This window comes from Kribbella sp. NPDC003557 (assembly GCF_040610805.1).
Taxonomy (GTDB): domain Bacteria; phylum Actinomycetota; class Actinomycetes; order Propionibacteriales; family Kribbellaceae; genus Kribbella.
Genome location: NZ_JBEXMY010000006.1, coordinates 429,967 through 456,773, shown reverse-complemented (window position 1 = coordinate 456,773; position 26,807 = coordinate 429,967). Strand labels below are relative to the sequence as shown.

General features: G+C 69.8%; 20 protein-coding genes. 11 read left to right on the top strand and 9 right to left on the bottom strand.

All coding sequences use genetic code 11. The features are described 5' to 3' along the window. The gene (locus ABZW60_RS26845) at positions 1 to 654 is read left to right on the top strand and encodes an HAD family hydrolase (RefSeq protein ID WP_355481281.1); all 654 of its coding nucleotides are present in this window, start codon (positions 1 to 3) and stop codon (positions 652 to 654) included. Here the strand turns inward: ABZW60_RS26845 and ABZW60_RS26840 are convergent. Next, a complete protein-coding gene (locus ABZW60_RS26840) occupies positions 638 to 2,548 on the bottom strand; it encodes a hypothetical protein (protein WP_355481279.1) in 1,911 nt (636 codons plus the stop codon). The two genes, ABZW60_RS26845 and ABZW60_RS26840, sit on opposite strands and share 17 nt — an antisense overlap. A gap of 243 nt (positions 2,549 to 2,791) precedes the next feature. On the opposite strand from ABZW60_RS26840, the gene ABZW60_RS26835 reads away from it, so the two are divergent. The 6 genes from ABZW60_RS26835 (at position 2,792) to ABZW60_RS26810 (ending at position 12,070) form a co-directional block, all read left to right on the top strand. Continuing rightward, a complete protein-coding gene (locus ABZW60_RS26835; RefSeq protein ID WP_355481277.1) occupies positions 2,792 to 3,910 on the top strand; it encodes a LacI family DNA-binding transcriptional regulator in 1,119 nt (372 codons plus the stop codon). 113 nt (positions 3,911 to 4,023) lie between these two features. Continuing rightward, on the top strand, positions 4,024 to 7,533 hold the full coding sequence (locus tag ABZW60_RS26830) for an endo-1,4-beta-xylanase (protein WP_355481275.1): 3,510 nt from the start codon (positions 4,024 to 4,026) through the stop codon (positions 7,531 to 7,533). Positions 7,534 to 7,539: 6 nt separating this feature from the next. Next, positions 7,540 to 9,009 carry an extracellular solute-binding protein gene (locus ABZW60_RS26825; protein ID WP_355481273.1) on the top strand — a complete coding sequence of 490 codons (1,470 nt, stop codon included), beginning with the start codon at positions 7,540 to 7,542 and terminating at the stop codon, positions 9,007 to 9,009. Between the two features lie 5 nt (positions 9,010 to 9,014). After that, on the top strand, positions 9,015 to 10,001 hold the full coding sequence (locus tag ABZW60_RS26820) for a sugar ABC transporter permease (RefSeq protein ID WP_355481271.1): 987 nt from the start codon (positions 9,015 to 9,017) through the stop codon (positions 9,999 to 10,001). After that, positions 9,998 to 10,828, top strand: coding sequence for a carbohydrate ABC transporter permease (locus ABZW60_RS26815; protein WP_355481269.1), 831 nt, complete (start codon positions 9,998 to 10,000; stop codon positions 10,826 to 10,828). The genes ABZW60_RS26820 and ABZW60_RS26815 overlap by 4 nt, the downstream gene beginning before the upstream one ends. Positions 10,829 to 10,849: 21 nt before the next feature. Then, complete coding sequence (locus ABZW60_RS26810; protein WP_355481267.1) at positions 10,850 to 12,070, top strand: Gfo/Idh/MocA family oxidoreductase; 1,221 nt, start codon at positions 10,850 to 10,852, stop codon at positions 12,068 to 12,070. A gap of 38 nt (positions 12,071 to 12,108) precedes the next feature. Here the strand turns inward: ABZW60_RS26810 and ABZW60_RS26805 are convergent, their stop codons facing one another. Next, on the bottom strand, positions 12,109 to 13,428 hold the full coding sequence (locus tag ABZW60_RS26805; RefSeq protein WP_355481266.1) for a hypothetical protein: 1,320 nt from the start codon (positions 13,426 to 13,428) through the stop codon (positions 12,109 to 12,111). A 132-nt stretch (positions 13,429 to 13,560) separates the two neighbouring features. On the opposite strand from ABZW60_RS26805, the gene ABZW60_RS26800 reads away from it, so the two are divergent. Beyond that, positions 13,561 to 14,310: a carbonic anhydrase gene (locus ABZW60_RS26800; RefSeq protein ID WP_355481264.1), complete on the top strand. Its 750-nt coding sequence runs from the start codon at positions 13,561 to 13,563 to the stop codon at positions 14,308 to 14,310. On the opposite strand, the gene ABZW60_RS26795 is transcribed toward ABZW60_RS26800, so the two are convergent. The 7 genes from ABZW60_RS26795 to ABZW60_RS26765 form a co-directional block, all read right to left on the bottom strand. After that, the gene (locus ABZW60_RS26795; RefSeq protein ID WP_355481263.1) at positions 14,311 to 14,808 is read right to left on the bottom strand and encodes a carbonic anhydrase; all 498 of its coding nucleotides are present in this window, start codon (positions 14,806 to 14,808) and stop codon (positions 14,311 to 14,313) included. Further along, positions 14,805 to 15,734: a sucrase ferredoxin gene (locus ABZW60_RS26790; protein ID WP_355481261.1), complete on the bottom strand. Its 930-nt coding sequence runs from the start codon at positions 15,732 to 15,734 to the stop codon at positions 14,805 to 14,807. The genes ABZW60_RS26795 and ABZW60_RS26790 overlap by 4 nt, the downstream gene beginning before the upstream one ends. Before the next feature lie 46 nt (positions 15,735 to 15,780). Further along, a complete protein-coding gene (locus ABZW60_RS26785) occupies positions 15,781 to 17,442 on the bottom strand; it encodes an MFS transporter (protein WP_355481259.1) in 1,662 nt (553 codons plus the stop codon). Next, positions 17,439 to 18,143, bottom strand: a complete 705-nt coding sequence (locus ABZW60_RS26780) for an LppX_LprAFG lipoprotein (RefSeq protein WP_355481257.1) — start codon at positions 18,141 to 18,143, stop codon at positions 17,439 to 17,441. The genes ABZW60_RS26785 and ABZW60_RS26780 overlap by 4 nt, the downstream gene beginning before the upstream one ends. Before the next feature lie 4 nt (positions 18,144 to 18,147). Then, entirely contained in the window at positions 18,148 to 20,595 is a 2,448-nt protein-coding gene (locus tag ABZW60_RS26775) for a DNA topoisomerase IV subunit A (protein WP_355481256.1), read from the bottom strand. Between the two features lie 1,081 nt (positions 20,596 to 21,676). Next, entirely contained in the window at positions 21,677 to 23,611 is a 1,935-nt protein-coding gene (locus ABZW60_RS26770) for an FtsX-like permease family protein (protein WP_355481254.1), read from the bottom strand. Continuing rightward, positions 23,611 to 24,378, bottom strand: a complete 768-nt coding sequence (locus ABZW60_RS26765; RefSeq protein WP_355481252.1) for an ABC transporter ATP-binding protein — start codon at positions 24,376 to 24,378, stop codon at positions 23,611 to 23,613. The genes ABZW60_RS26770 and ABZW60_RS26765 overlap by 1 nt, the downstream gene beginning before the upstream one ends. A gap of 108 nt (positions 24,379 to 24,486) precedes the next feature. Between ABZW60_RS26765 and ABZW60_RS26760 the strand changes: the two genes are divergently transcribed. The 3 genes from ABZW60_RS26760 to ABZW60_RS26750 are packed head-to-tail and all read left to right on the top strand — an operon-like array spanning position 24,487 to position 26,788. Then, positions 24,487 to 25,749, top strand: a complete 1,263-nt coding sequence (locus ABZW60_RS26760) for a sensor domain-containing protein (RefSeq protein WP_355481250.1) — start codon at positions 24,487 to 24,489, stop codon at positions 25,747 to 25,749. Continuing rightward, positions 25,731 to 26,384, top strand: coding sequence for a response regulator transcription factor (locus ABZW60_RS26755; RefSeq protein ID WP_355481248.1), 654 nt, complete (start codon positions 25,731 to 25,733; stop codon positions 26,382 to 26,384). The genes ABZW60_RS26760 and ABZW60_RS26755 overlap by 19 nt, the downstream gene beginning before the upstream one ends. A gap of 2 nt (positions 26,385 to 26,386) precedes the next feature. Further along, positions 26,387 to 26,788 (top strand): CoA-binding protein, encoded by a 402-nt coding sequence (locus ABZW60_RS26750; RefSeq protein WP_355481246.1) that lies wholly within the window; start codon positions 26,387 to 26,389, stop codon positions 26,786 to 26,788. The last annotated feature ends 19 nt before the right edge of the window (positions 26,789 to 26,807 follow it).

Here is a 26,807-nt window from a genome sequence, read left to right as displayed (position 1 = left end):
GTGTGCGAAGGTGGGCAGGTGGATGCTGCCCGGCTGGCTTGTTTTGATCTCGACAACACGTTGATTGATCGGGACGGGGCGTTTCTGGCGTGGGCTCGGTGGTTTGTGGGGCGGGTCGGGGTCGAGAGTGACGCCGTGGAGTGGTTGGTTGCTCACGACAACGGTGGGTTCCGGGGGCGGGCGGAGTTGTTCGCCCGGTTCGAGGAGCGGTTCGGTGTGGCGATCTCGGTGGAGGAGTACGACCGGGAGCATCCGCTGTTCACCTGGGTCGAGCCCGCGGTGCTGGACGGACTGGTGAGGCTGCGGGCGGCCGGGTGGCGCGTGGCGGTGGTGACCAACGGGACCGTGCTGCAGCAGACGGCGAAGTTGCAACACACCGGCATCGCGCAGGCCGTCGACTACTGCTGCATCTCGGCCGCCGTCGGCGTGCGGAAACCGCAGCGGGAGATCTTCGAACGCGCCGCCGCGGGCGCAGGCGCGACGCTCGACGGCGGCTGGATGGTCGGCGATCACCCGGCGTACGACATCGCGGGCGGCATCGCAGCGGGTCTGCGAACCATCCGGATCGGGCACCATCACGCCGCCGACACCCCGGCCGCGGACCACGACCTCGACTCGGTGGTGGAGGCGTTCGACGTCATCTTGGCGGGATGACCTGGCCGGGCGGCACCTCGCGGCCGTCGACGGCGATGGTTGTACCGCGGGGCTCGGTCGTGATCTCGATCGCCCGGCCCCGGTAGGTGTAGTTGGTGAGGTGCACGGTGCCAGGCGCGCCGGGCTGTGGGTGGATGACGAGAGAGCCGTCGGGCTGGGGGCGGATGCCGAGGAGGCCGTGGAGGACGGCCTCGGCTCCGGTCAGGCCGGCGATGATGTTGATGCGGCGGCCGGACGCGGGCGCGCCGGGGCGGTCGGAGTAGTGGTCCTGCGGGAAGTACGGGTAGTGCTCGCCCATCCAGAACAGCCGCCGCAGTACGTCCCACGCCAGCTCCGACTCGCCGCGCTCCCACAACGTCAGCGCCAACTGTGGCGCCTCGCCGGTGTAGGCGCCGGCGCCGGACCAGTCGATGTCGGCCGTCTCGTAGTGGAGCCGGTCCTCAGCGCTGACGCTGCTCACGCCGTACTCGCCGAGGAACGCCCCCGCGCGGAGATGGCTGAGGAGATCGGCGGCGACCGCGGGCGGGCACGCGCTGAGCGCGTCGTACGCCTGGATGGAATAGGTGAGCTCGGTATGACCGTCGGGGTAGCGGCTGCGGAACCACCTTGCCGCCGGGTCCCAGAGCTGGCGGATCACCTCGTCGCGGATCTCCCGGGCAGAGGTCCGGAGCTCATCGGCAGGGAGCGCCGCGCCGGTGAGGTCGGAGAGATCCGCGAGGGTGTCGAGCGCCACGGCACGTTCCGCGTTCGGGCTGGCGACGACGTGTTCCCAGCCGGCGCCGCGCATCTCCAGCAGGTTGCTCTGGTCGCCGTAGTCCCGTAGTACGCCGGTCTGGTCGTCGGGCCGGAACCGCTTGTCCAGCGCGACCAACACCTCGTACAGCCGGACGACCAGGGCCGGATCGAGCGCCCGCTCCGCGGCGGCCGCCCGGGTGAGTGAGACGAGGGACGAGCCGCTGTACGCGTAGGCGACGCCGAGGCCGGTGCCGTCGGGCGCGATCGCGTACCGATCGGTGAGGTCGGCGTCGAGGAACGACTCGATCACGTCGACGACGCGGTCGCCGAGCATCAGGCTGAGGAGGTGGGGCGCATAACCGCCGGTGTCCCAGGCGTACGCACAGACCGCACCGCCGTCGAGCCCGGACGTCGCGAGGAACGGCCGTGTCACGAAGCCCGGATGATCCCACCAGCACACGAGACCGCTCGCCAGCGAGCGCCGGTAGTACTGCTCGAGACCCGGAATGTCCGAGGTGAGCACCGGCAGCCGCTCGAGGACGTCGACAACGCTCCACCGGCTCGCCCGTGCTGACGAACCAACCGCGAACGTGAAGGTCACCGAGCCGTGCGGCGCGAGCGTCGCTGCGAGAGGGCCGTGGTGGAAAGCGATCTCGTCGTCGGCGCCCGGTCCGGGCGGCACCCAGCCCCACGCAGACAACGGCACACGATGCACGCGCGTAGGCGCCAACTCCGGAATCACGGTGATCTGGTGGACGTCGGCGGAACGATTCCGGACCGTCAGCACGAGCTCGTACCCGGCGGCACCCGCGACGAGCGTTGATTCGACATCGAGCGACGTGAGCCGGCCGTCGGCGTACTGGTGGTAGGTCCCGCGCCGGACAAGCCGGTCCGGGTACCACGTACCTCCGCTCGGCAGCAGCCCGCGATCGCCCGCACCCGGCCGGGCCTCGTCGACGATCCGCCGGCCGTCGACCTCGAACGCGATCGTCAGCCGGCTGTCGGGCGCCGCCTGCGGGGGAGCGAACCACCCGCCCGCACCGCAGACGGTGTTCGCGAGCTGGGTGACGGTCCCGGTCCCGCTGCGGACCCAGATCCCGGCGGGCGGCACGGCGCGGCGCAGGTCGAAGCCGAACTCGTCGAGGCAGTACGGCGGCATGGGCGGCCTCCTGGATGGCGCGTGGCGGGCGCGGCGTGCCGGACCGGTCCCGGCAGGTGATCCCGGCCTGCGTAGGACCGGTCCAACACGGTGCACCGATCGTGGCACGACCACGTCGTACGGCGCAATCCCCTGATGGGAAACCGTTTTCGGGCGAGGTGTTGACGGCGGTGTGGGCCGCTGTTACGTTCCGGTGCACAACCCGTTGGACCAGTCCAACGGACCGAGCAGAAGGACCCGCGGATGGCGAAGCTGACGATTCGGGACATCGCCGCGCTCGCCGGTGTCTCCAAGTCGACGGTCTCCCTGGTGCTGAACAACAGCCCGAAGGTGGACCCGGCGACGCGGCGGCACGTGCTCGCGGTGATGCGGCGCAACCGCTACGTCCCGAGCTTCGCCGCGACCGCCCTGGCCAAGGGCAGCACCCGGCTGATCGGCATGGTCGTGCCCGGCCTGTCCTGGCACATGGTTGCCTCGATCAACATCGGGGTGGCCGCGGTGACCGAGCGCAGCGGGTTCGACATCATCCTCTACACCGCGACCAACGACCGTGACTACGGCTCGCTGATCGACCGCATCCTCACGTCGAGCATGGTGTCCGGCCTGCTCGTGGTCAGCCACGAGCAACCGCTGGAGCCGCTCGTCCAGCTGCATTCCGACGGCCTGCCGGTCGTCCTCGTGAACACCATCGACGCCGATGTCGCGCTGCCCTCCGTCACCGCCGACAACTACGACGGCGCGCTGACGGCGATGGACCACCTGCTCCAGCTGGGACACGAGCGCATCGCCTGTGTCCAGGGCCGGATGGTCTACCGGTGCTGCCAGGACCGCTACCGCGGCTACCTGGACGCGCTCCGGTCGGCCGGCATCCAGCCCGATCCCGAGCTCACCAAACCGGGCGACTTCCTGCCCGAGCAGATCCGCGCCCGCTCCCGGGAGCTGTTCGCGCTGCCCGCGGACCAGCGGCCGACCGCCGTGTTCGCGCACTCGGACGTGACGGCGTACGCCGTGATGACCGCGGCGGCCGAGGCCGGGCTGCGGGTGCCGGAGGACGTCTCGGTGATCGGTTTCGACGACATCGAGTCGGCGGCCCAGATCCGGCCGCCGCTGACCACCATCCAGCAGCCGTTCGTGGACATGGGCAAGCGCGCCGCGGAGATGCTCCTCGACGCGATCGGGCCCACCGACGAACCGCCCGCCGGGGAATCTGCCGGGGAGTCTGTGGGTGACGAGCCCGCCGACGAGCGTCCCCGGCTCGTGATGCCGACCAGCCTGATCGTCCGGGCGAGTTGCGGGCCGGCGCCCGTGACCCGGTCCCCGCGCGGACGCACGCAGACGACCACGACGCCCGCCAAGGCCTGATCCGACCGGATCGAGGTCCCGCCCGACCGCCCGATCACAGCAGTCCCTGTCCGGACCCCGGCGTACCGCCGGCGGGTCCGCGCTGCTGTGCGCCCTCTGGAAGGAACCCTCCAGTGATCAGAAAACTGGCCACCGGGGTGGCCGTCGCTCTGGTCGCGGCCGTCGCAGTGGTGGCGGTCCAGCCCGCTGCGCGCGCCGACGCCGCCCCCGTCGAAGTCCTCCCGCCCGATGCCGTCGCCAACTTCACCGAGTTCAAGAGCCTGCCGGCCGACGCGACCGAGCAGGTCCCGATCACCGGCAACCCGGACTTCACCAAGGCCCTCCAGATCGCCGTCCCGAACGGCCCGCAGAGTCCGGGCCTCGACGGCGAGTACGAGATCACGCTCGGCGTACCCGCCGCCGCGACCGTCACCGAAGGCGATGCCCTGGTCGCCACGCTGTGGGCGCGGGCGATCTCGCCGGCCGCCGGCAACGCACACGTGGTGTTCGAGACCGATGGATCGCCGTACAAGAAGTCCCTCAACGCCGCGCTGCGCTACGGCACCGAGTGGCAGAAGTTCCAGTTCCCGTTCCGCGCCACCACGACGTACACGGCCGGGACGACGACGGCCGCGCACCTGAACCTGTGGCTCGGGTACGGCGCGCAGACGTTCCAGATCGCCGGCGTCTCGGTGCAGAACTGGGGACCGGGCACGCCGGCCGGATACCCGCAGGTGACGTACGACGGCCGCGACGCGAACGCGGCCTGGCGGACGGCGGCCAACGCGCGGATCGACCAGTACCGCAAGGGAAATCTCGCCGTGTCCGTCGTCGACCCGGCCGGTAACCCGGTCAGCGGCGCGACGGTGTCCGCCGTACAGCAGACCAGCGCGTTCAAGTTCGGCGCCGCGTCGGACGGCTCGCGCCTGATCGGTGACCCGTCCAGCGGGATCAGCGCCGCCGACCTCGCGCAGTACCAGAGCAAAGCCTCGACGATCTTCAACCAAGGAGCCCTGGGCAACAATCTGAAGTGGAACCACTGGGAGAACCAGACCGAGCGGGACACGATCACGCTGCCCGCACTGCAATGGATGCGTGAGCACGGGCTGCGGATCCGCGGTCACAACCTGGTCTGGCCGTCCTGGGGATACCTGCCCGCGGATCTGAGCACGCTGCAGAACGACCCGGCCGCGCTGCGGACGCGGGTCAACAACCACGTGCTCGACGAGGCCGGCGCGCTGGCGGGGATCGTCGACGAGTGGGACGTGGTCAACGAGCCGTACTCCGAGCACAGCCTGCAGGACATCCTCGGGCCGGACGAGATCGCGTCCTGGTTCCGGCTGGCGCGGCAGGCCGATCCGAACGCGAAGCTCGCGCTCAACGACTACGGGCTGGTGGAGAACAACGGCTGGGAGACGCGCCACCGCGACCACGTCTACGACATCGTGCAGTCGCTCAAGGCCGCCGGTGCGCCGATCGACCTGGTCGGCTTCGAGAGCCACTTCAACGGCGTACAACTGACGTCACCCGACGATCTGCTCGCGATCGTGGACCAATTCGCCGGGCTCGGCGTGCAGGTCGCGATCACGGAGTTCGACGTCGACACCGACGACCTGCAGCTGCAGGCGGACTACACCCGCGACTTCATGACCGCGATGTTCTCGAACCCGAACGTGAACCAGATCAGCAACTTCGGCCTCTGGACGAAGAACATCTACAACCCGCGCGTCGCGCTCTACAACGACGACTGGTCGCCCAAGCCGAACGCGCTCGTCTGGGAGGACCTGATCACCCGCCAGTGGCACACGAACGCGAGCGGTCAGACCAGTGCGGCAGGGACGTTCGGGACGCGCGGTTTCCTCGGTGACTACCTGGTGACGGTCACCGTGAACGGCATCTCGAAGCAGGTGAAGGTCGTCATGCCGACCACGGCCGGCGCGTCGGTCAAGGTGATCGCCGACGGTATCGCGACGACCGTGCGCACGGACACGCCGAACCCGATCGGCGACGGCGACTTCGAGAGCGGCACCCGCGGCTGGACCCCGCTCGGTACAGGCCCTGCGACCGCGGCCAACGCGCACAGCGGCCACACCGCACTGTCGCTCAGCCCGGGCTCCGGCGTGACCCAGAACCTCACGGGAATCACGCCTGGCACGAGCTACCTGCTGTCCGGATGGGGGAGGCTGAACGGCGGCGGCACGCAGTGCTACGTCGGTGTGCGCGGCGGCGCCACGGCCGGCACACCGACCTTCCAGTACGAACTGTCGTACGCCGACGAGCGCGCGTACACGCAAAAGCTGGCCGCGTTCACGCCACCGGCCGGGACGAAGTGGGTGCAGGCGTTCGCGTGGTCGAACCCGAATCCTGTCTCGACCGAGTGCACTCTGGACGATCTCGCGATCACCCCGACCGACGGCACGCCGCCCGTCGCGCAGGCGCCGCCGGCAACCACGCCGTACCTGCCGACGCCGTCGGTGCTCGCGAACGGGACGCTCGAGAACCAGACGAACACCACCGGCTGGTACTGCCTCGGCACTTGCACGCTGAAGAACGCGTCGTCCACCCCGCACACGGGCAGCGGCGATCTGTCGGTCACCGGACGCGCGGCGGCCTGGGCGGGGCCGGCGCAGGGCGTGTCGGTGGTGAACGGCGGCCTCTACGACTCGTCCGCCTGGGTACGACTGGCGAGCGGATCGGACACCGCGATGGTGAGCCTGAAGCTGACGACGTCGACCGGATCCACCACGATCCGTCTCGGTTCGGCGCCGGTGACGAGCAGCGGCTGGACACGGATCTCGGCGGCCAACACCAAGATCGCCTGGACCGGCACGCTGACGAAGGCCGAATGGTGGATCAGTACAACGGCGGGCACCGGCGATCTCCTGGTCGACGACGTCTCGTTCGCGCCGATGGCGAAGGTCGTCCCGGGGCGTGATCTGCTGACCAACGGCGACGCCGAGCAGGGGACCGACAGCTGGACCTGCACCTGCACCGCCCAGACCGGTGTGGTGCACGGCGGTTGGGGCTCGATCCTCGGCGCCACACCGACCCAGACGGTCTCGGTGACCAACGGAGCGTCGTACAAGACGTCGGCCTGGATCTCGGGCTCGGGTACGGCGCGGATCGACCTGAAGCTCACGCTGTCCGACGGGACCGTCAGCACCGTCCCGCTCGCCTCGGGAACGGTCAGCGGCTGGACGAAGCTTGCCGCGAACAACATCCCGGTCAGCTGGAGCGGAACGCTCAGCAAGGCCGAGTGGGTCGTGTCGGGCTCAGGGCAGGTGTACGTCGACGACGCGGCGCTCCAGCCGGCCGGGGTCGAGCAGACCGCCTTCAACCCGGTCCAGCCGACCGCGGCGTGCGTAGTCCGCAACCAGGGCGACAACAGCTACACGGCGTACTGGGGCTATTCGAACGCGAACAACTACTACATCCCGGTGCCGATCGGTGCCGACAACGCCTTCAGCCCGGGGCCTTCGGACCGCGGTCAGACCGTTTCCTTCCTGCCCTTCCAGCGGCCGCGGCGCGTGGCGGTCACCTGGGACGGCAGCCCACTCACCTGGCGGCTCGGCGCGCTGACGCAGACCGCTTCGTCCACGTCACCGGCGTGCGGTGCGGCAGCCGCCGGCCTTCATCGGAGGTAGTAACCCATGTCATCACGCATCTCACGACGGACCTTGCTCCTGGGAGCAGCCGGCGTGGCCGGCGCCGGTGCACTCGCCGGCTGCTCATCCGACAGCAGCGGGGCCAAGGGGTCCAAGGCCGCGACGACCATCACCTACTGGGACTGGTACGCCAGCCAGGCCGGGTGGGTCGACAACGAGATCAAGCTGTTCCAGGAGGCCCACCCCGGCGTCGCGGTCAAGAAGACCACCCAGGTCAGCGACAAGTACGCCGACCTGGTCTCGCTGGCGTACCGGAGCAACAACGCGCCAGACATCCTGATGGTGCCGAAGAGCCCGCAGCTCAGCCAGCAGATCTCCCAGGACTGGCTGCTGCCGCTCGACAAGTGGGCGACCGACTCGTGGCAGGGCCGGTTCCCGGAGAACAGCTTCGTCGAAGGCGTCGACGTGTTCAGCGGGAAGGTCTACACGGCTCCCTTCGCCGCGCCGGCTCCGTCGCTCCAGCTCTACATCCACCACGGCGTCTTCAAGGACGCCGGGCTGACGAACGACGACGGCAGCGTGAAGGTCCCGAAGACCTGGGACGACGTCACCAGCGCCGCGGAGGCGATCGCGTCGAAGAGCGGCGGCAAGGTCGCGCCGTTCGGCTTCGGCAACTCGACGAACACGACCCTGGCCTGGTGGCTCGATCTGTTCGTCCGCGGCGCCGGTTCACCGGGCGGCGCCGCCGTCGGCGGTATCGACGGGATGGACTACCGGGTCGGGAAGTGGACCTTCGGCACCGACCGGAACTACCTCGACGTGATCAACCTGCTGCTCGAGTGGAAGAACAAGAACTGGTTCTACCCGAACTCGATGAGCATCTCCGACGAGCAGGCCCGGGCCTTCTTCGAGCGCGGCCGGTTCGGGATGACGGTCGGCGGTGTGTGGAACCAGCCGGAGTGGACCAAGCACAAGTTCACCGACTACAGCCTGGTCACGCTGCCGACGCCGTCGGCGGGCGACCCCAAGGCGTTGTTCTACGGTCCGCCCGGCGGCAAGTTCGTCGCGGTGAACGCGAAGACGCAGCACGCCGACGAGGCCTGGGCGTGGTTCGACTGGCTGTACAGCCCCGAGGCGGGCAAGCGGTGGGTCGAGCAGGGCCAGGGGCTCTCGGTGTACGCGAAGAACAACGACCCGAAGAGCGTGACGTTCGCACCGTTCGCGCAGTACGTCGCGATGTCGGGCGCCGCGGTGGTCGGGCCGCAGCCGACGATCCGCAACCCGAAGGTCAGTGCCGTCCAACTGCCTGGGGTGAAGCCGGACATCAACGACGTACTCGCCGGCGTCTACACCGGACAGCTGAAGGACCCGCAGGCCGCGCTGAACGAGCTGGGCGACAAGATGAACCAGGCGCTGGGTGACGCGATGAAGAAGGCTCCGGGCGTCAGCGCCAAGGACTTCGCGTTCGCGGACTGGGACCTGACCAAGCCCTACACCACCAAGCCGGGCGCCTGATGGTGATGACCGCCACGGTCCGCGAGGACGTCTCCCGCGCCGAGCCGCCGCGCTCGGCCGGGCGGCGTCGCGCGCGCCGCCGGACGTACCTGTGGTCGTACGTGTACCTCGCGCCGATGATGGTGCTGTTGCTGGTGTTCGTGGTGTACCCGATCGTCGCCTCGCTCGGGTACACGTTCTACACGTGGGACGGGATCGGCGCCCCGTCGGACTTCGTCGGGTTCGGCAACTTCCGGCAGATCGTCCACGACAGCATCTTCTGGCGATCGCTCGGACACACCTTCGTGTACGCCGCGTTCGTCGTGCCGATCCAGCTCGTGCTGGCGCTGGCTCTGGCGCTCGTGCTGAACAACAAGCGGCTGCGGTTCGCGTCGTTCTACCGGACGCTGTTCTTCCTGCCGGTCGTCACGTCGGCCGCCGTGATCGGGGTCGTGATCCAGCTGCTGGTGTCGAACTTCGGCGACTCGATCAACTCGCTGCTGCTGAAGCTGCACGTGATCGACCAGCACATCGACTGGCTGGGGGATCCGCACTTCGCGCTCGGGATCATCATCCTGGTCGGGATCTGGCACACGTTCGGCTACAACCTCGTGTACTTCCTCGCGGGGCTGCAGACGATCCCCGAGGAGCTGTACGAGGCCGCCCGGCTGGACGGTGCCAGCCGGCTCGCGATGTTCCGGTACATCACGATCCCGATGCTGCGCGCGGTGGGCGTGGTGATCGTGATCCTGGCGGTGATCGGCACGTTCCAGATCTTCGACCTGGTGCAGGTGCTGACCAGCGGCGGGCCGTTCTTCGCGACCGAGGTCGTGAACACCTACATCTACCACCTGGCGTTCGGCGGCAGTAACGCGAACGCCGTGCAGCCGGACATCGGGCTCGCCTCCGCGGCGTCGTTCATCTACGGGATCCTGCTGATCGGCTTCTCCGTCGTGCAGGTCGTCGTACTGCGGACCCTGGCCCGCCGGCGGGGGACAGGAGGCATCGCATGACGCGCCGTCGGGCGGTGACCGCGATGACGCATGTCGCGCTGCTGGTCAGCGGACTGGCCTGGCTGTATCCGCTGTTCTGGGCGCTGGGCAGCTCACTGAAGAGCGACGACGACTTCTTCACCGACGGGCTCAACCCGATGCCGTCGCACTTCCTCTGGGCGAACTATCTGAACGCCTGGCAGGAGGCGTCGTTCAGCCGGTACTTCATGAACACAATTCTGATCACCCTGGGCACGGTGGTGATCACTTTGGTAGTCACTTCCTGCGCGGGGTACGTCCTTGCCCGGACACGGTTCCCGGGGCGTGGGTTCTGTCTCGGGCTGGTGTCCGCGACGCTGTTCCTGCCGCACGGTTACACGATCATCCCGGTGTTCGACCTGATGCAGCGGCTGCATCTGCTGAACAGCCTGTGGTCGGTGATCATCGTCCAGGCGTCCGGAGGAGTGGTCTTCGGAACGTTCCTGTTCATGGGCTACTTCATGGCCGTCGACCGGGAGCTCGAGGACGCCGCCCAGGTCGACGGTGCGAACTTCCACCAGACGTTCGCACGCATCATGCTGCCGCTGTCCGGGCCGATGCTCGCCACGGTCGGGCTGTTCACCGCGATCACCGCGTGGAACAGCTTCTTCATCCCGCTGGTGTTCACGCTCGGCCGGCCCGAGCTGCGGACCTTGGCGATCGGCATGTACGCGTTCATCGGCGAGAACTCGACCGAATGGACCCTGCTCTGCGCGGGGACCGTGATCACGCTCGCGCCGATCATCCTGCTCTTCGTGCTCCTGCAGCGCTTCTTCGTCAACGGCCTGGCCGGCGCGGTCAAGCAATAGGGGGTTTCCATGCCTGATTCCATGCCTGTAAGGACAGCGATCGTCGGGACCGGGCATCGCGCCCAGCTGTTCACCGAAGGCCTCGCCAAGCGGGACGGGTACGAGGTGGTCGCGTTGTGCGACCCGAACTCGGTGCGAATGGCGTTCCACAACCGCATGCTGCTCGCCGCGGGCCGTCGTACGGCGCATCAATGGCCGCCGGCGCGGTACGAGGAGATGCTGCGGGTCGAGCGGGTCGGGCTCGTGGTGGTGACGAGCGTGGACGCGACGCATCACGTGTACATCGAGGCGGCATTGCGGGCCGGCGTCCGGGTGATCTGCGAGAAGCCGATGACGACCGACGCGGTGAAGGCGCAGAGCATCGTGGACACGGTCCGGGAGACGGGCGGCTCGCTGTCGGTCGCGTATAACTACCGCTTCAATCCGGTGCATCGGCGGGTCCGGGAGCTGTTGGCGTCCGGTGCGATCGGGCGTGTGCATTCGGTGCACTTCGAGTGGATGCTCGACGTGTCGCACGGCGCCGACTACTTCCGCCGCTGGCATCGCGACAAGGCGAACTCCGGCGGGCTGATGGTCCACAAGGCCAGTCACCACTTCGATCTGGTGAACTGGTGGCTCGGCGCGGAACCGCGCACGGTCTATGCGCTGGGGCAGTTGGCTTTCTATGGTCCCGATCGCGACCACGGCTATGCGCGCGATTACCTGCGAGCACACGGATCCAGCGCTGCGGCGGACGATCCGTTCGCGTTGCAGCTCGCGGAGAACGCGACTCTGCGCGACCTCTACCTGGACGCCGAGGGAGAGGACGGCTACTACCGGGACCGCAACGTGTTCGGGCCCGGGGTGTCGATCGAGGACGACATGGCAGTCCTCGTCTCCTACGACACGGGCGCCACGATGACGTACCACCTCACGGCGTACTCCCCGGCCGAGGGCTACCGCGTGATGTTCAACGGATCCGGCGGCCGGCTCGAGCTGAATGTAGAAGAGTCGACATTTACCAGCATCACGCTGCGCCCCCTGTGGTCGCCCCCGATCGACCACACCGTCGACCACGACCACGAGGGCCACGGCGGCGCCGACCCCCGCGTCCTGGCAGCCCTCCTGGACAACGAACCAACCGAAGGCGCCGAACTCGCAGACGCCCGCCAGGCCGCACTTGCCCTCGTAACCGGCCTAGCTGCCAACCGCTCCTTCGAGACCGGCCTACCAGTCCAAACAGCCGACATCCTCAAGCTGTGATCAGAATAGTGGTCACATGACCACTATTCTGACCATCGTCACAGGGCACTGCGGAGGATCGCGTGGGCGCCGGTGATGATTGCGTCGCGGTTGGCCTCGTAGGTGGGGTCGGTGATGGCCGTCTTGTTGGTCAGGTCGAAGGACAGGACCGGAACGTGCAGGTGGCCGGCCGGCATCGACGGGTCGAGTAGGTCGCGTTGGAGGGTGTTGCGGTAGGCAACTTCGTTGGAGAGGTAGCCGCCGCCGGCGCCTTCCGAGGCGATCGAGCCCGGCGTGGGTCCGTCGGGACGGCGGACGGGTGTGGTCTCGCCGGCGGGGATCTCGAGCACGGACGTGCTGACGCGCGTGCGGAACGGGGCCACGTCAGTCTGCGCCATTCGCGCGAGTGGGAGGCTGGAGGTGATCCACTCCGGACCTGCCGGCATGCTGGGGGAGACGACCGGCGCGCTGATCGTGCCCCCGCCCCAGAGGTTGTTGTTGTCGCCGATCGAGCTGACCGACCGCCGGCGGCCGTTGAAGACCTCGAGGTCGAAGATGCCCACGCGGCCCTGGCTGGCGGTCATCACGAGATCCGCGTGCTGCGGGCCCGGGCGGTAGTGCGGAGCGAGAGCGTTCTCGACCATGCTCTCGTCGAAGTCGGTGTAGCGGACCGGGAACACCACGGTCTGGATCTCGTACGTCGTGCCGTTCACGCGCCAGCGCCGACCGTCGAGGGTGAGCGCGTTGGCACCGGACGGGTTGCCGATCCGGATGTCGGCGTCGAGCGTGAACGGGTCGAAGCCGGTGACCAGGATCTTGCGGGCGCCCGGGGTGAAGCGGGTGCTGGTGATGCCGCGGGAGGCGTACTCGAACGAGCGGATGAGGCTGTCGCGTTCCGTCGTGCCGAGGCCGAAGGCGGGCTGCCACTGGCGCAGGGCGAGGGCCATCGAGATGCGCGCCCAGTACAGGCCGCGGTCGTCGGTGGACGGCAGGGCGTCGGCGCCGTGCGGTGCCTGCTGCGCGCGGCGGGTCGCCGTACGCCACAGGGCCTCGCCGTGGGTGCGTACGAGGGCTGTGGCGGCCTGGTGGTTGGGGACACGGCACAGCAGTTGCGTGAACAGGTCGACCTGGCGGTCGAAGCCTGAGCGACGGAGGATCTCGGCAGGCACCGACGGGCCACCGTTGATGCCCCGGCTGAGCCGCTGCTCTTCCACGGTCCCGACGATCGACTGATCCAGGCATCCGGTAACGGGTCCGCCGCGGAGGGCGGGTGCGGTGTCGGGGAGCGCGTGGGCAACGGGTGCACCGGACAGGACCGCGGTCAGCGCCAGGGCGCCGGCGACCAGGGAACGGTGGAATGAGCTGGGGCGGAGTCTCATAAGGGCTGTCTATCAGATTTCCGCCCGCGATCCGAGAGATCCTCACCGTTCTGGGTACTGCAGACTGTATGCAATCTGTTACGGTCGGACCGACGGCCCCGCCCCGCCGTCCGCGCGTGAGGAGATCCGCTGATGAATGTCCTGTCCCGCCGCCACGTCCTCACCGTCGCCGGAGCCATTCTGGGCGCTGCTCTGGGCGCCGCTGCTCTGGCCGGATGCGCGGACGCCACCGGCGATCAGTCCGGTGCTGCTTCGCCTGATGCCGGGACACAACCGCCGACCGGCGCGCTGGTTGCTGATGGCAAACAGGCGCTGGCCCGGCTGAAGGCAGGTAATGCGCGCTTCGTCGCCGCTCAGGATCAGAAGCTCGACGAGGGCATCGCCCGCCGGATCGCCGTCAGCAAAGGCCAGCAGCCGTTCGCCACCGTCCTTGGCTGCGTCGACTCCCGGGTGCCGATCGAGCTCGTCTTCGACCAGGGCCTCGGCGACCTGGTCGTCGTACGGAGTGCGGGCGGGGCGTTGGACCACTCGGTCATCGGCAGCCTGGAGTTCGGGGTAGCCGAACTCCACACCCCGCTGCTCCTGGTGCTCGGCCACCAGCGGTGCGGCGCCGTCACCGCTGCGATGAACGCCGTCGACTCGGCGCACCGCACGTCCGACTACGGCGACATCGACTACGTGATCGGAGCCTTGACCCCAGCAGTCCACCAGGCGCGAGGCAAGCCCGGCGACCGCCTCACCAACGCGATCCGGACCAACGTCGACCTGACACTGGCCAAGCTCCGCCGGTCACCGGTCATCGCCCCGCTCGAGAAGGCAGGCAGACTCACGCTCGCCGGCGCCTACTACGAGCTCGACACCGGCAAGGTCATCCTGAGTTGATCAGTCGATCTGGGTGAGGTGGCCGTTGTCGACGTCGTACATGAAGCCGCCGACCAGGATCTCGTCGCCGATCAGCGGGTGTTCGCGGACGGCGGCGACGTCGCGGCGCAGGGCCTCGTGCTGGTCGGGGATGACCGAGATCGGCAGGTAGCCGGCCGGCTTGCCCGCGGCCAGTTCGACCTTGGCGCGCAGGTCGTCCTCGGACATCGCGGCCATCGCGCAGCGGGTGTGCGGGATGATCATGATCCGGCGGACACCGAGCAGCTGGACGCCGAGCACCAGGCCGGTCATCGTGACCTCGGTGACCCGGCCGCCGGCCGACCGCAGGACCTTCGCGTCACCGGGCTTCAGGCCGAGCATCTCCAACGGAGGGATCCGCGAGTCCATACAGGTGACCACGCCGATCCCGGCATGGGCGATCCCGTCGAACCCGCCGTAGTGGAAGTCGGCGGCGTACTCGGCGTTGGCGGCGAGCAGGTCGTCGAAGCCGCCGCTCATCGCACGGGTCCTGACAGGGGAGTACCGGCTTGCAGGACAGACATGGCGAATGCTTCCTTTCCGCAGGAGTCAGGACGGGGTGGATCAGCTGGTGCACTGGTGACCGGCACGGTCCACGACCGGCCGTCGACGTGCTGGACCGTGACGGTGTCGGCGTGCTCGCCGACGACGCGCAGGGCGTCCAGGGCGAGCTCCCCGGTGAGTTCGCGGACGGCGACCTCGGCGGCCTGACCGCGTTTGGTCCACGTCGACCGACCGCGCAGCCCGGTCAGCACGGTCTCGCCACGGTCGGCCGCGGCGAGCACCTCGACCGCCGTGTCGACCGTGAGATGCCCGTGCATGGTGCCGGCCGGGAGGTACGTCGCGGTCGGCGCGAACCGGTGACCGCCGAGGTGATTGGCTTCCCACACCCGCCCCGGTGCCCGCTCGGCCAGACCCGACACGAGCGGCCGGCCGAGGATGGCGCAGCACTCGTCGCGCTTGCCGTTGGTACAGACCAGCACGATCGGCGCGTCGAGAGGCGCGAGCGCAGGCAGTGACGCGGCCACCGCCGTACGGTCACCGCGTGCGACCGCGCCGAGATCGAGGGCGGCCAGCTCGGACGGGTCCGCGACCTGTCCGCCGAGCAGCCAGCTGCGGCCCGGGATCGTCGAGGCCACGAATACCTGGTGCGACCGCTCGACCGAGTCGGCGTGCCGGCCGGGGGAGCGGATCAGGCCGAACCGGACGTCGACCTTCTTGCACTTGTCGTCGAACGATCCGCCGAACACGGGATCGAGGTGACTCTGCGTCGGCGCCTTCGCACCCCACGGGCCGGGCTGCTCGACGACGACCCACCCGGTTGCGACCACCGCCGTGCCCGGCAACGGCTCCTGCAGCACCCGACAGAACGTCGAGCACAGGCCGGAGGCTGGTGCGGGGGTCACAGCATTAAGGTACGCGACCTGAGACGGCTGTCCCTCATGATGATCATCATGTGTGCGCTCTGCCACGTCGGCCGAGCAGCAGGACGCCCAGCACGGCCGCGAGGAACGCACAGACCGCCGCGCCGGCGAAGATCGCGTGAACTTGTGAAACGGCGGCGTCGCGCAGCGCGTCCACGAACGGGCGGCAGTTGCCGGGGGAGTCGGGGCACAGTTCGTTCGGCGATTTGATGCCTTCGGCAATCGCGTAGTAGCGGCGCAGGCCGATCGCGGTCAGCGCCGAGACGCCGACGAGCATGCCGACCATCCGTGCGACCACCACGAGCGCGCTGACCAGGCCGTGGCTGTCGGCGGGCGTCGCGCCGAGCATCGCGGTATTGACCGGCGACAAGGCCAGCCCGAAACCGAAACCACAGAGGAGCAGGACGACGGTCGCCGGCCAGTGATCGAGCGCCGTACGGCTCCAGAACGCCATCACCACGAACATGGCCCCGGACACCGCGAGACCGCCGCCCGTGATCAGCCCGAGCCCGTACCGCCGCGTCAACCACCCACCGACGACCGCACCGACCGGCAGCGCGATCAGAAACCGCAACAGCACCAACGCTGCGGCCAACTGCCCGCCGCCCTGCGTGGTGCGAGCGAACACCGGTACGTCGACCAGCGCCGCGATCAGCGCGCAGCCGACCAGAAAGCTGACCACCAACGCACCCCAGGCGGGACGACCGCCGAGCAGTCCACGCGGCACGATCGCAGCCGTCGTACGCCGTTGCCACAGCGCGAACGCGGCCGCGAACACCGCGGCAGCGACGAGCAACCACGGCCCTGCGGGCGACATCAGCTCCCGCTCGGGATCGGCGGTCGCGAAGGCCAACACGACACCGGCCAGCGCCAGCGCGAGCAGCACTGCGCCCACCAGGTCGACCCGTGAGAGCACCTCCGTCAGATGACCACGAGAGCGCCGCAGGACGAGTACGAGCCAGAGCAGCGCGAGCGCCAGCGTGGCGAGTCCGATCGGCGTGAGCAGCCGGGACGTGCCGGTGAAGGGTACGAACGGCAGGCCGAGCGTCACCCCTGAGGCGAGTCGATCAGGCGCGGTGAGCGTCAGACCGAGAGCGATACAGGCGAGCAGCCCGACCACTCCGGAGACCCGTGGCCGCCAGCGGCCGCGGAGCAGGAGCGCGAGGACGACCGCGACCACCAGATTCAGCCAGAAGATGTAGCGCCAGTCGGCCACGGCGAGTACGGCGGCACCGAGCAGCGGGCCGAGCACCGAGCCCAGCTCCTGCACCGCTCCGACCACGCCCAACGGCAACCCGCGTCGCTCCGCCGGCCACAGGTCCGCGACCAGCGCCAGCGTGGCGGGCACCAACCCGCCACCACCGACCCCCTGGAGAAACCGACCGGTTACCACCAGCGACAGGTCGTAGGCGCCGGCCGTGATCAACGACCCGACCGCGAACAGCAACAGCGCCCCGACGAGCACCGGCGTCCGCCCGGCGACGTCCGCGATCCGGCCGATCAGCGGCAGGACCGCGATGTACCCGAGCAGGAACCCCGAGATGATCGGCGCCGCCCGCTGCAACTCGTCCGCCGACAGCCCGACCCCGGACATCATGTCCGGCAGCGCGAGCACCACGACGTACGTGTCCGCCGCCGCGAACGCGACAGCGACGGACGCCAGCGTGAGACGGGTCCTCGCCGTGCTCACGGCTTGGTGATCTCGACCTTCTCGCCGTACTTGTCCAGGGTGACGTCGTAGCTGCTGGTCGCGCCGGAGTAGAACGGGCCCGTGATGGTCGCGGAGACCAGCTGCTTGGTGTCCTTGTCGATCTTGAAGGTGCTCGGGAAGTCCTGGTCGGCGGGTGCCTTCGGGAAAATGCCCTGCAACGACTTGCCCTGGACGGATCCGGTGACCTCGGTGAGGACCTTGGACCCCTCGCGGGTCTCGCCCTTCACCTTCGGGTCCTTCAGGCCCGGCAGGACCGCGGTCAGGCCCTTCGCGGGATCGAGCAGGACCGCCGGGTCCGGCGCGCCGAGCCCACTCAGCTGCGACGGTGTGAGCTCGATGAACGCCGGCGCGAACGACACCTTCGCGTAGACCTTGCTCCCGACCGCCACGACGTCGGCGTCGATCGGCGAACCGGACGACCGGACCGTCAGCTTGCCCTTGAACGCGGGTGCATGGGTCGCGACGCCGTCACCGCTGGCGAGCGTCTGCGCGTTGTCCGGCAGATCGCGCCCGGTCAGCACGATGTGCACGCTGGCGGCCTCGTCGATGGTCTTCTTGGCGTCGGTCAGCAGCGCGACCGCGTCACCACCGGACTGGCCGCCGCCGCCCGATTCCTTCTTGTCGGTGCAGCCCGCCACCGCGAGTACGACGATCGCGCCGAGCGCGAGCACTCTCTTCACAGAGTCAGCCTGCCAGATCGGAAGCGCACGCAGCGATCGGCTGCGCCACGGGTACGCCGGAGCCGTCGCGCCGCGGGTCGACCGGCGGCAGCTCCACCGGTGCGCCGCTGCTCGCGCTGGCCTTCACCGGCGCGGTGCCGATGTACCCGAGCAGGAGCCCGTCCTCGCCTTTCAGCAGCCGCTGGCAACGCACGCCGCCGGTCCCGCGGCCCTTGCCCGGGTACTCGCTGAACGGCGTCACCTTCACGGCGCCGACCTCGGTCCCCGGCAGCGCCGACGACGAGCCGGCGATCGTCACGACCTGTGCCTCGCGCGCGGGGTCGACGGCGCCGAAGAAGACCACCTTCGCCTTCGCGCCGAGCCGCACGCCGACCATACCGCCCGCGGTCCGGCCCTGCGGCCGCACGGCCGACGCCGGGAAGTGCAGCAGCTGAGCCTCCGACGTGATGAAGCAGAGCTCCTCCTCGCCGGTGGTCAGCTCGACCGCACCGACGACCTCGTCGCCGTCCTTCAGCCCGACGATCTCCCACGAGTCGCGGTTGCTCAGGTGGTCCGGCACGACCCGCTTCACGACGCCGCCGGCCGTACCGAGCGCGACACCGACCGAATCCGGATCCATCGTGGTCAGCGCCAGCGCCCGCTCACCCGGCTCCAGCGACACGAACTCCGCGATCGGCGCACCGCCCTGCAGGTTCGGCGCGTTCGCGGTCGTCGGCACGGCGGGCAGGTCGAGCGACTCGAGCCGGATCAACCGGCCCGCGCTGGTGACCAGGCCGTACTGCCCGCGGGCGGTGCTCTTGATCGCGGACACGATCGCGTCGTGCTTCGCGCGCGACTCGCTGGGGCCGAACGGCTCCACGCCGTTGGTCCGGGCGAGCAGCCCGGTCGAGCTCATCAGGATCCAGCACGGGTCGTCGCTGACCTCGAGCGGCACGGCGGCCGTCTTGGCCGCGCCGGACGACTCCAGCAGCACGGTCCGCCGCGGCGTCCCGTACGTCTTGGCGACCTCGGCGAGCTCGTCGGAGACCATCTTCCGGAGCAGCGCCGGGTCCTCGATGATCGCGGTCAGCGCCTCGATCTCGCGCTCCAGCTCGCCCTTCTCGGTCTCCAGCTCGAGCTTCGAGAACTTGGTCAGCCGGCGCAGCGGCATGTCCAGGATGTAGTTCGCCTGGATCTCGGACAGGTCGTAGATCTCGATCAGCCGGGACCGGGCCGCGGCGGAGTCGTCGCTGCTGCGGATGACCTGGATGACCTCGTCGATGTCCAGGATCGCGATCAGCAGGCCGTCGACGATGTGCAGCCGGTCCTGGGCCTTCTTCCGGCGGAACTCGCTGCGCCGCCGGGTGACGTCGTACCGGTGCTCGAGGTAGACCTCCAGCAGCTCCTTGAGGCCGAGCGTGCGCGGCTGTCCCTCGACCAGGCAGACGTTGTTGACGTGGAACGCGTCCTCGAGCGGGGTCAGCTTGTACAGCTGCTCGAGCAGCGCCTCCGGGACGAACCCGTTCTTGACCTCGATCACCAGCTGGGTGCCGTGCGTACGGTCGGTGAGGTCCTTGATGTCCGCGATGCCCTGGAGCTTCTTGCTCTGCACCAGGGTCTTGATCTTCTCGATCACCTTCTCCGGGCCGACCGAGTACGGCAGCTCGGTGACCACGATGCCCTTGCGGCGCGGGGTGACGTTCTCGATCCGGGCCGTGGCGCGCATCTTGAAGCTGCCGCGGCCGGTCGCGTACGCGTCCTTGATGCCCTCCAGGCCGACGATCTTGCCGCCGGTCGGCAGGTCCGGGCCGGGGATGAACCGCATCAGGTCGTCGAGGTCCGCGGCCGGCGTCTTGATCAGGTGCCGCAGCGCCTGGATCACCTCGACCAGGTTGTGCGGGGCCATGTTGGTGGCCATCCCGACCGCGATCCCGGCGGCGCCGTTGACCAGCAGATTCGGGAAGGCGGCCGGCAGCACGTACGGCTCGGTCTCCTGGCCGTCGTAGTTCGGCTTGAAGTCGACGACGTCCTCGTCCAGGCCGGTCGTCATCGCCATCGCGGGCGGCGCCATCCGGCACTCGGTGTACCGCATCGCGGCCGGGCCGTCGTCGAGAGACCCGAAGTTCCCGTGGCCGTCGATCAGGGGCACCCGCATCGACCACGGCTGCGCGGTCCGGACCAGGGCGTCGTAGATCGCGCCGTCGCCGTGCGGGTGGTACTTACCCATCACCTCACCGACGACGCGGGCCGACTTCACGTGGCCGCGGTCCGGGCGGATGTTGTTCTCCGCCATCGAGAACAGGATCCGCCGCTGGACCGGCTTCAGCCCGTCCCGCGCGTCCGGCAGCGCCCGGGAGTAGATCACCGAGTAGGCGTACTCCAGGTAGCTGGTGCGCATCTCGTCGGAGACGTCGATGTCGAGGATGTGCTCCTCGAAGTCCTCGGGTTCGGCGGTGCTGGTACGGCGTGCCATGCGGGTCTACGAACTCCTCGATCAAGCGGTCCGGCGCCGCGACGGTCGGCGCCAGGCCCATTGTCCCTGGTGAACGGCGGTTTGCCCGGCCACGACCCGCCCGGCGTCCGATCTCCGGCCGCTTCGCGGTCTAGTCCACCTCTGGTCGTACGTCGTCGCGGCCAGAGCGGACCCTACCGCCAGGGTCGGACAAGAATGACACCGCTGACGTTCAGACCCTCGCGTGCTACGCAGCCGCTAGCCTCGTCGCGGTGCTCCTCAGACGCGTCTGCTCCGCGCGCTCCCACCGCCCCCCGCTTGGCGCGGTGCATTTGTTTCCGGCTGGCGCCGTGAGTTGCGGGCTGCCGCCCGCGTGTTCGCGCTGCCGCGCGGGCGGGCGCCGCATGGGCGGGCACGCTGGTTCGCGGCGTGCAGCGGGTGAGTCCGTCGGCGCATGGTCCGGGAGCGATGCCGGTTGCTACGCCGCCGACTGGATGTCCGGCCGGAGCAGGCTGCGCACCGCCCCGGCTCGGGATGGGACGGGCTGCGTCGCGGGGTATCTCGTGTGCGGGTCGGATGTGCTGCACGCCGCCGGAGGCGGCCAATAGGACTGCCGCCGCGGAGCGGTGTCCTTAGCTCATGGCCCCGTGAGCGGAACGCGCTGCGAGCTTGGGCGGGACGTAGTCGCAGCCCACGGTCCGCGGGGGCCGGGGGTGCTTCGCCATCGCCTGGTGTCGGCGCGGCACATGCTGCGCACCGCCCCGGCTCGGGATGGGACGGGCTGCTTCGCGGGGTATCTCGTGTGCGGGTCGGATGTGCTGCACGCCGCCGGAGGCGGCCAATAGGACTGCCGCCGCGGAGCGGTGTCCTTAGCTCTTGGCCCCGTGAGCGGAACGCGCCGTTGAGCTTGGGCGGGACGTAGTCGCTTCGCACGGTCCGGGAGGGGTGGGCTACGTCGCCGTCGGCCATGTCTGGGTGGGACATGCTGCGCAGCTCGGGATGGGTCGGGCCGCTTCGCGGGTTACCTCGTGTGTGGGTCGGATGCGCTGCACGCCGCCGGAGGCGGCCAAAAGGACAGCCGCCGCGAAGCGGTGTCCTTTGGTCACTCGGCTGCTGCGGCGGGTTGTGAGCGGCGGAGGATGTAGGTGGTCGGGGCCAGCGCGGAGCCTACGGTGAGGGTCAGGCACAGGGCTCCGATGCTCAGGAGTACGCCCCACGGGACCGTGACTGGTACGTCGGGCACGCCTGCGGTCATCGCGTGACGGATGAGGACGCCGACGGCGATGGTGATCGTGGTTCCGAGGCTCAGGGCGACCGCGCCGACCAGGGCCGACTCCCAGAGGACCATCCGCCGGATCTGTGCCGGCGTGGCGCCGAGCAGCCGTGATGTGACGAACTCCTGCCGGCGCTGCAGGCTGCCCATCAGCAGCGTGTTGGCGATCGCGATGGCGCTGTAGAGCGCCGCCGGGCCGAGGAGCATGACCAGCCCGAGCTGGTTGCCTTTCCGTACGCCGACGGTCTGCTCGGCCTCCCAGTCGACCGCCGGCTGGGCGCCGGGGATCCGTCGTACGAGCTCGGCCGGATCGGCGCCGTCGGCCGGCAGGACGAAGCTGCGCTCGACCTTGGCGCCCGGGGAATGCGCGCGGGCCACGTCGAGCGGGATCAGGAACGACGGGTTCACCCCGAACGCGTCCTTCACGACCGCGACCACGCGGAGCTTCACCTGCGCGCGGTCGAGGAACACGACCGGGACCTCGTCGCCGACCCGATACCCCTCGAACCCCGACATCTCTTTGCTGACGGCAACGGTGTTCCCGGACAGCTTCCCGAGGTCGCCCGACAGCACACTCAGGTCCCGCGTCTGCGAGGCGATCGCCGGATCGATCCCCTCCGCGTCCTCGAGCTGCGCGTAGTCCGTCGCCACCCGCACCATCTGCACGGGCAGCCCGGCATCCACGGCCTTCACTCCAGGGGTATCAGCAGGTACCGCTCCGGTGACGACGATCGGAGCCCGAACAGCGTCCCGGATCGTCGCCCCGGCGCTGTCCGCGGCGAAGCTGAGGCTCAGCACCATCGAGCCGGCGATGGCGGAGATCGCCAGGATGGGCGCGGCGAGCGAGGCGCTGCGCCTGGGGGCGGCGAGCACGTTGCTCCGCGCCAACCGCCCCGACACCTGCGTCCACGCGACCAGCGGCACCGACCAGACCCGCGCCACCACCGGTACGACGAGCGGCGCGAGCAGAGTCAGCGCGATGACGAGAACCATCGGCGTGAACATCGCGAGCGGTACGGCGCCCTCGCCGCTCGACGGCCGGATCAGGGTCAGCATCGTGATCGCGCCGGCCAGGAACAGCAGCCCGAGCACGATCCGCACCGGCCCGATCCGCGGCGGCTCCAGCGCGGCCTCGCGCAGCGCGTCGACCGGCGCGACCCGCGACGCCCGCCGGGCCGCCGAACGGGCGCCGAGCATCGCGACCAGCAACCCGGCGCCGACCGCGATCGCGAGCGGGACCCACGGCGACGCCGGCTCCAGCTTCACCGGCGCCAGGTCGGTGTACGACGCCTTGCTGAGCAGCAGCGGTGTCGCGAGCTGGGCGAAGAACGCCCCGGTCAGCGACGCGGCGAGCGCGACGACGAGGGCCTCACCGAGCACCATCCGGCGGATCTGCCGCGGGGTCGCGCCGATCAGTCGCAGCAGCCCGAGCTCCCGTCGCCGCGACGCGACGGCGAACGCGAACGTGCTGGCGATCACGAAGATCGTGATGAACCCGCAGAGCGTCCCGACCATGCTGAGCACGGTCTGCAGACCGGACACGTCCGCGTCCGACAGCGGCACCTTCACCCGCTGCGGCGCCGTACCGTCGCCGCCGAGCGTGGTGACCGCGATACTCGCCGACGCCGGCCCGCGGTACGCGATCGTCGCGGCGGTAGCGGTCGCGGCCAGCCCGAGCAGGAACACCCCGACGGCGAGCGCGACGAACGATCCGGCGTACAAGGACCAGTTCCGGCGGACGGTCTGCCGGCTGAGCGAGAACATCATCTCTCCAGGTCGCTCATCGCGGCCGCGATCTGCGCGGGGGTGGCCCGGTCGAGGTGGCCGGCGAGCAGTCCGTCGGACAGGAACAGCACGCGCTCGGCGTACGCCGCCGCGACCGGGTCGTGGGTGACCATCACCACGGTCTGCCCGGCCCGGTCGGTTGCCTCGCGCAACAGCCCGAGGACCTGGCGGCTGGTGCCGCTGTCGAGCGCGCCGGTCGGCTCGTCGGCGAAGAACACCGACGGCCGGGTGATCAGCGCCCGCGCGATGGCGACGCGCTGCTGCTGGCCGCCCGACAACTCGGCCGGTCGCCGCTTCGCCTTCCCGTCCAGGCCGACCTGCTCCAGCACCCGCAGTACGTCGTTGCGCGCCGGGCGGCGGCCGGTCAGGCGCAGCGGCAGGGCCACGTTGTCGTACACGGTCAGTGACGGCAGCAGGTTGTACGCCTGGAACACGAACCCCATCTCGGCCCGGCGCAGCTTCGTGAGCTCGACCTCGTTCAGCCCGAGCAAAGTGATCCCGTTGAGTACGACGGTGCCCGTGGTCGGCTGGTCGAGCCCGGCCGCGCACTGCAGCAGCGTCGACTTGCCGGAGCCGGACGGGCCCATCACGGCGGTGAACGAGCCCCGCGCGAAGTGGTACGTCACGCCGCGCAGCGCATCGACCGCTCCGGCCTTGGAACGGTACGTCTTGGTGATTCCGTCGAGCACCAGAGCGGGCGGCTCCATCGGCGCGACGGCGGTGTACATGGGCGCGGTAGCGGTCATGGTGCCAGCCAACCGCCGTACGACGCTTCGCGCCCTGGCCTGCGCGGGAGACCTGGAGTAGCGCGCACGCTACCGCCCGGCGGACAGTCGTCGCCCTAGGGTTGGGGCATGACCGTGTGGGCCGCGTTGGCGTCGCCGCGCTACCTGATCTCCTCGTGGCCGTGGCGGAGCTATGCGTACCTGTTCACCTCCGTGCCCATGGGCGCGCTGTCGATCGTGGTCCTGGTCGGGCTGGCCGGGCTGAGCGCGCTGCTGAGCCCGATCCTGATCGGGATCCTGATGCTCGCGGCGTTCCCGCTGATCGGCGCGGCGATCGGATGGGTGGAGCGGCGGCGGGCCGGGCTGATGCTGCTCGACGGCATCAGCAGCCCGCACGCGACGCTGCCGGCCGGCCTGACGTCCCGGGCGAAGCTGGCCTTCCGCCGGCGCGAGCAGGCGTCGATGCGGGCCCTCGGCTACGCGTTCGTGCTCGGTACGGTCGTCTGGCCGCTGAGCGCGGCGTTCGCCGGGATCAGCGCCACCGTTCTCGTGACGACGCTCGCCGCCCCGGTCATCGCGGACGGGGACCAGATGGGGATGGGGCCGTGGACGATGGACACGGCGGGGGAGGGTCTGCTGTTCCTGGTCCTGTTCGGACCGGTGTTCTACGTCGTCAGCTCGTACCTGCTGGGGGTGATCGCCGGCGCCGAGGCGTCGCTCGCGAAGGCGATGCTCGGACCGCGGCAGGAAGAGCTGCAGCGCAATCTCGCCGAGCTGCGCCGCTCCCGGCTGGACCTGGTCGACGCGTTCGAGACCGAACGGGTGCGGATCGAGCGGCACCTGCACGACGGCGTACAGCAGCGGCTGGTCGGGCTCACGATGACGCTCGGGCTGGCCGAGCTCGACCTGCCCGACGGTGAAGGGCGGCGCCTGGTGGTGAAGGCGCACGCCGAGGCCGAGGCGGCGCTGGCGGACCTGCGGGCAGCGGTACGGGGCATTCACCCGCGGGTGCTGGTCGACCACGGACTCGAGGCCGCCGTCCAGGAGGTGGCCGACCGGATGCCGCTGCCGGTGACGCTGCAGCTGTCGATCCCGACGCGGCTGCCCGGGCCGATCGAGGCCGCGGCGTACTTCGTCGTCAGCGAGGCACTGGCGAACGTCGCCAAACACGCCCAGGCGTCGACGTGCGAGGTCTCCGGCCGGGTGGACCGCGACCGGCTCGTCATCACCGTCCAGGACAACGGTGTGGGTGGTGCGCGGCTGGGCGCGGGGACCGGCCTGACCGGGCTCGTGACCCGGTTGGACGCCCTGGGAGGCACACTCGACGTCGACAGCCCACCCGGTGGGCCGACCCGACTGAGAATGGAGTGCCCGTGCCGACTCGGCGATTGAGCATCGTGCTGGCTGAAGACTCGCTGCTCCTGCGAGAAGGCCTCGCCAGCATCCTGGATCGCGCGGGACACGAGGTGCGGGACACCGTGGGGGACGCCGACACGCTGCTGGCCGTCGTACGGAAAGAGCCGCCCGACGTCGTGATCACCGACGTCCGGATGCCGCCCGGGCACAGCGACGAAGGGCTGCGCGCGGCCGCCGCGATCCGGGCCGAGCTGCCCGCGATCGGCATCCTCGTACTGTCCCAGTACGTCGCCGACGCCTACCTCTCGTCGTTGCTCGAGACAACGACCGGCGGCATCGGGTACCTGCTGAAGGACCGGGTCGGCCATGTCGCGGAGTTCCTCGAGTCGCTGGACCGGGTCGCGGACGGCGGAACCGTGGTCGACCCCGAGGTGGTCCGGCAGCTGCTCGCCCGCCGGCGCAACGACGGGCCGCTGTCCGCGCTCACGCCGCGCGAGCTCGAGGTGCTCGCGCTGATGGCCGAAGGACGGGTGAACGCCTCGATCGCCGAGCAGCTCGTGGTCAGCGAGGCCGCCGTCCGCAAACACGTCGGCAACATCTTCGCGAAGCTGCAGCTGGATGATGGACTGGACCGGCGCGTGTCGGCGGTACTGACCTACCTGAGGGGCTAGTGATGGACGAGGCGATCCGGAAGATCCTGGCCGGGTGCGACACCTGGGCCGTGGTGGGGCTGTCGAACAACACCAGCCGGGCGGCGTACGGCGTGGCGCGGTTCCTGCAGGGGCACGGGAAGCGGATCGTGCCGGTGCATCCGGCCGCGGAGACGGTGCACGGCGAGCAGGGGTACGCGTCGCTCGCCGAGATCCCGTTCGCGGTGGACTGCGTGGACGTGTTCGTCCGGTCCGAGCTGGCCGGGCCGATCGCGGACCAGGCGGTGGGAATCAACGCGCGGGCGGTGTGGTTCCAGCTGGATGTAGTGGATCAGGACGCCTACGCACGGACGACGGCCGCGGGTCTCACGATGGTGATGGATCGCTGCCCGGCGATCGAGTGGGGACGTCTCGGCCCCACCTGACACCGACCAGCTGAAGGGC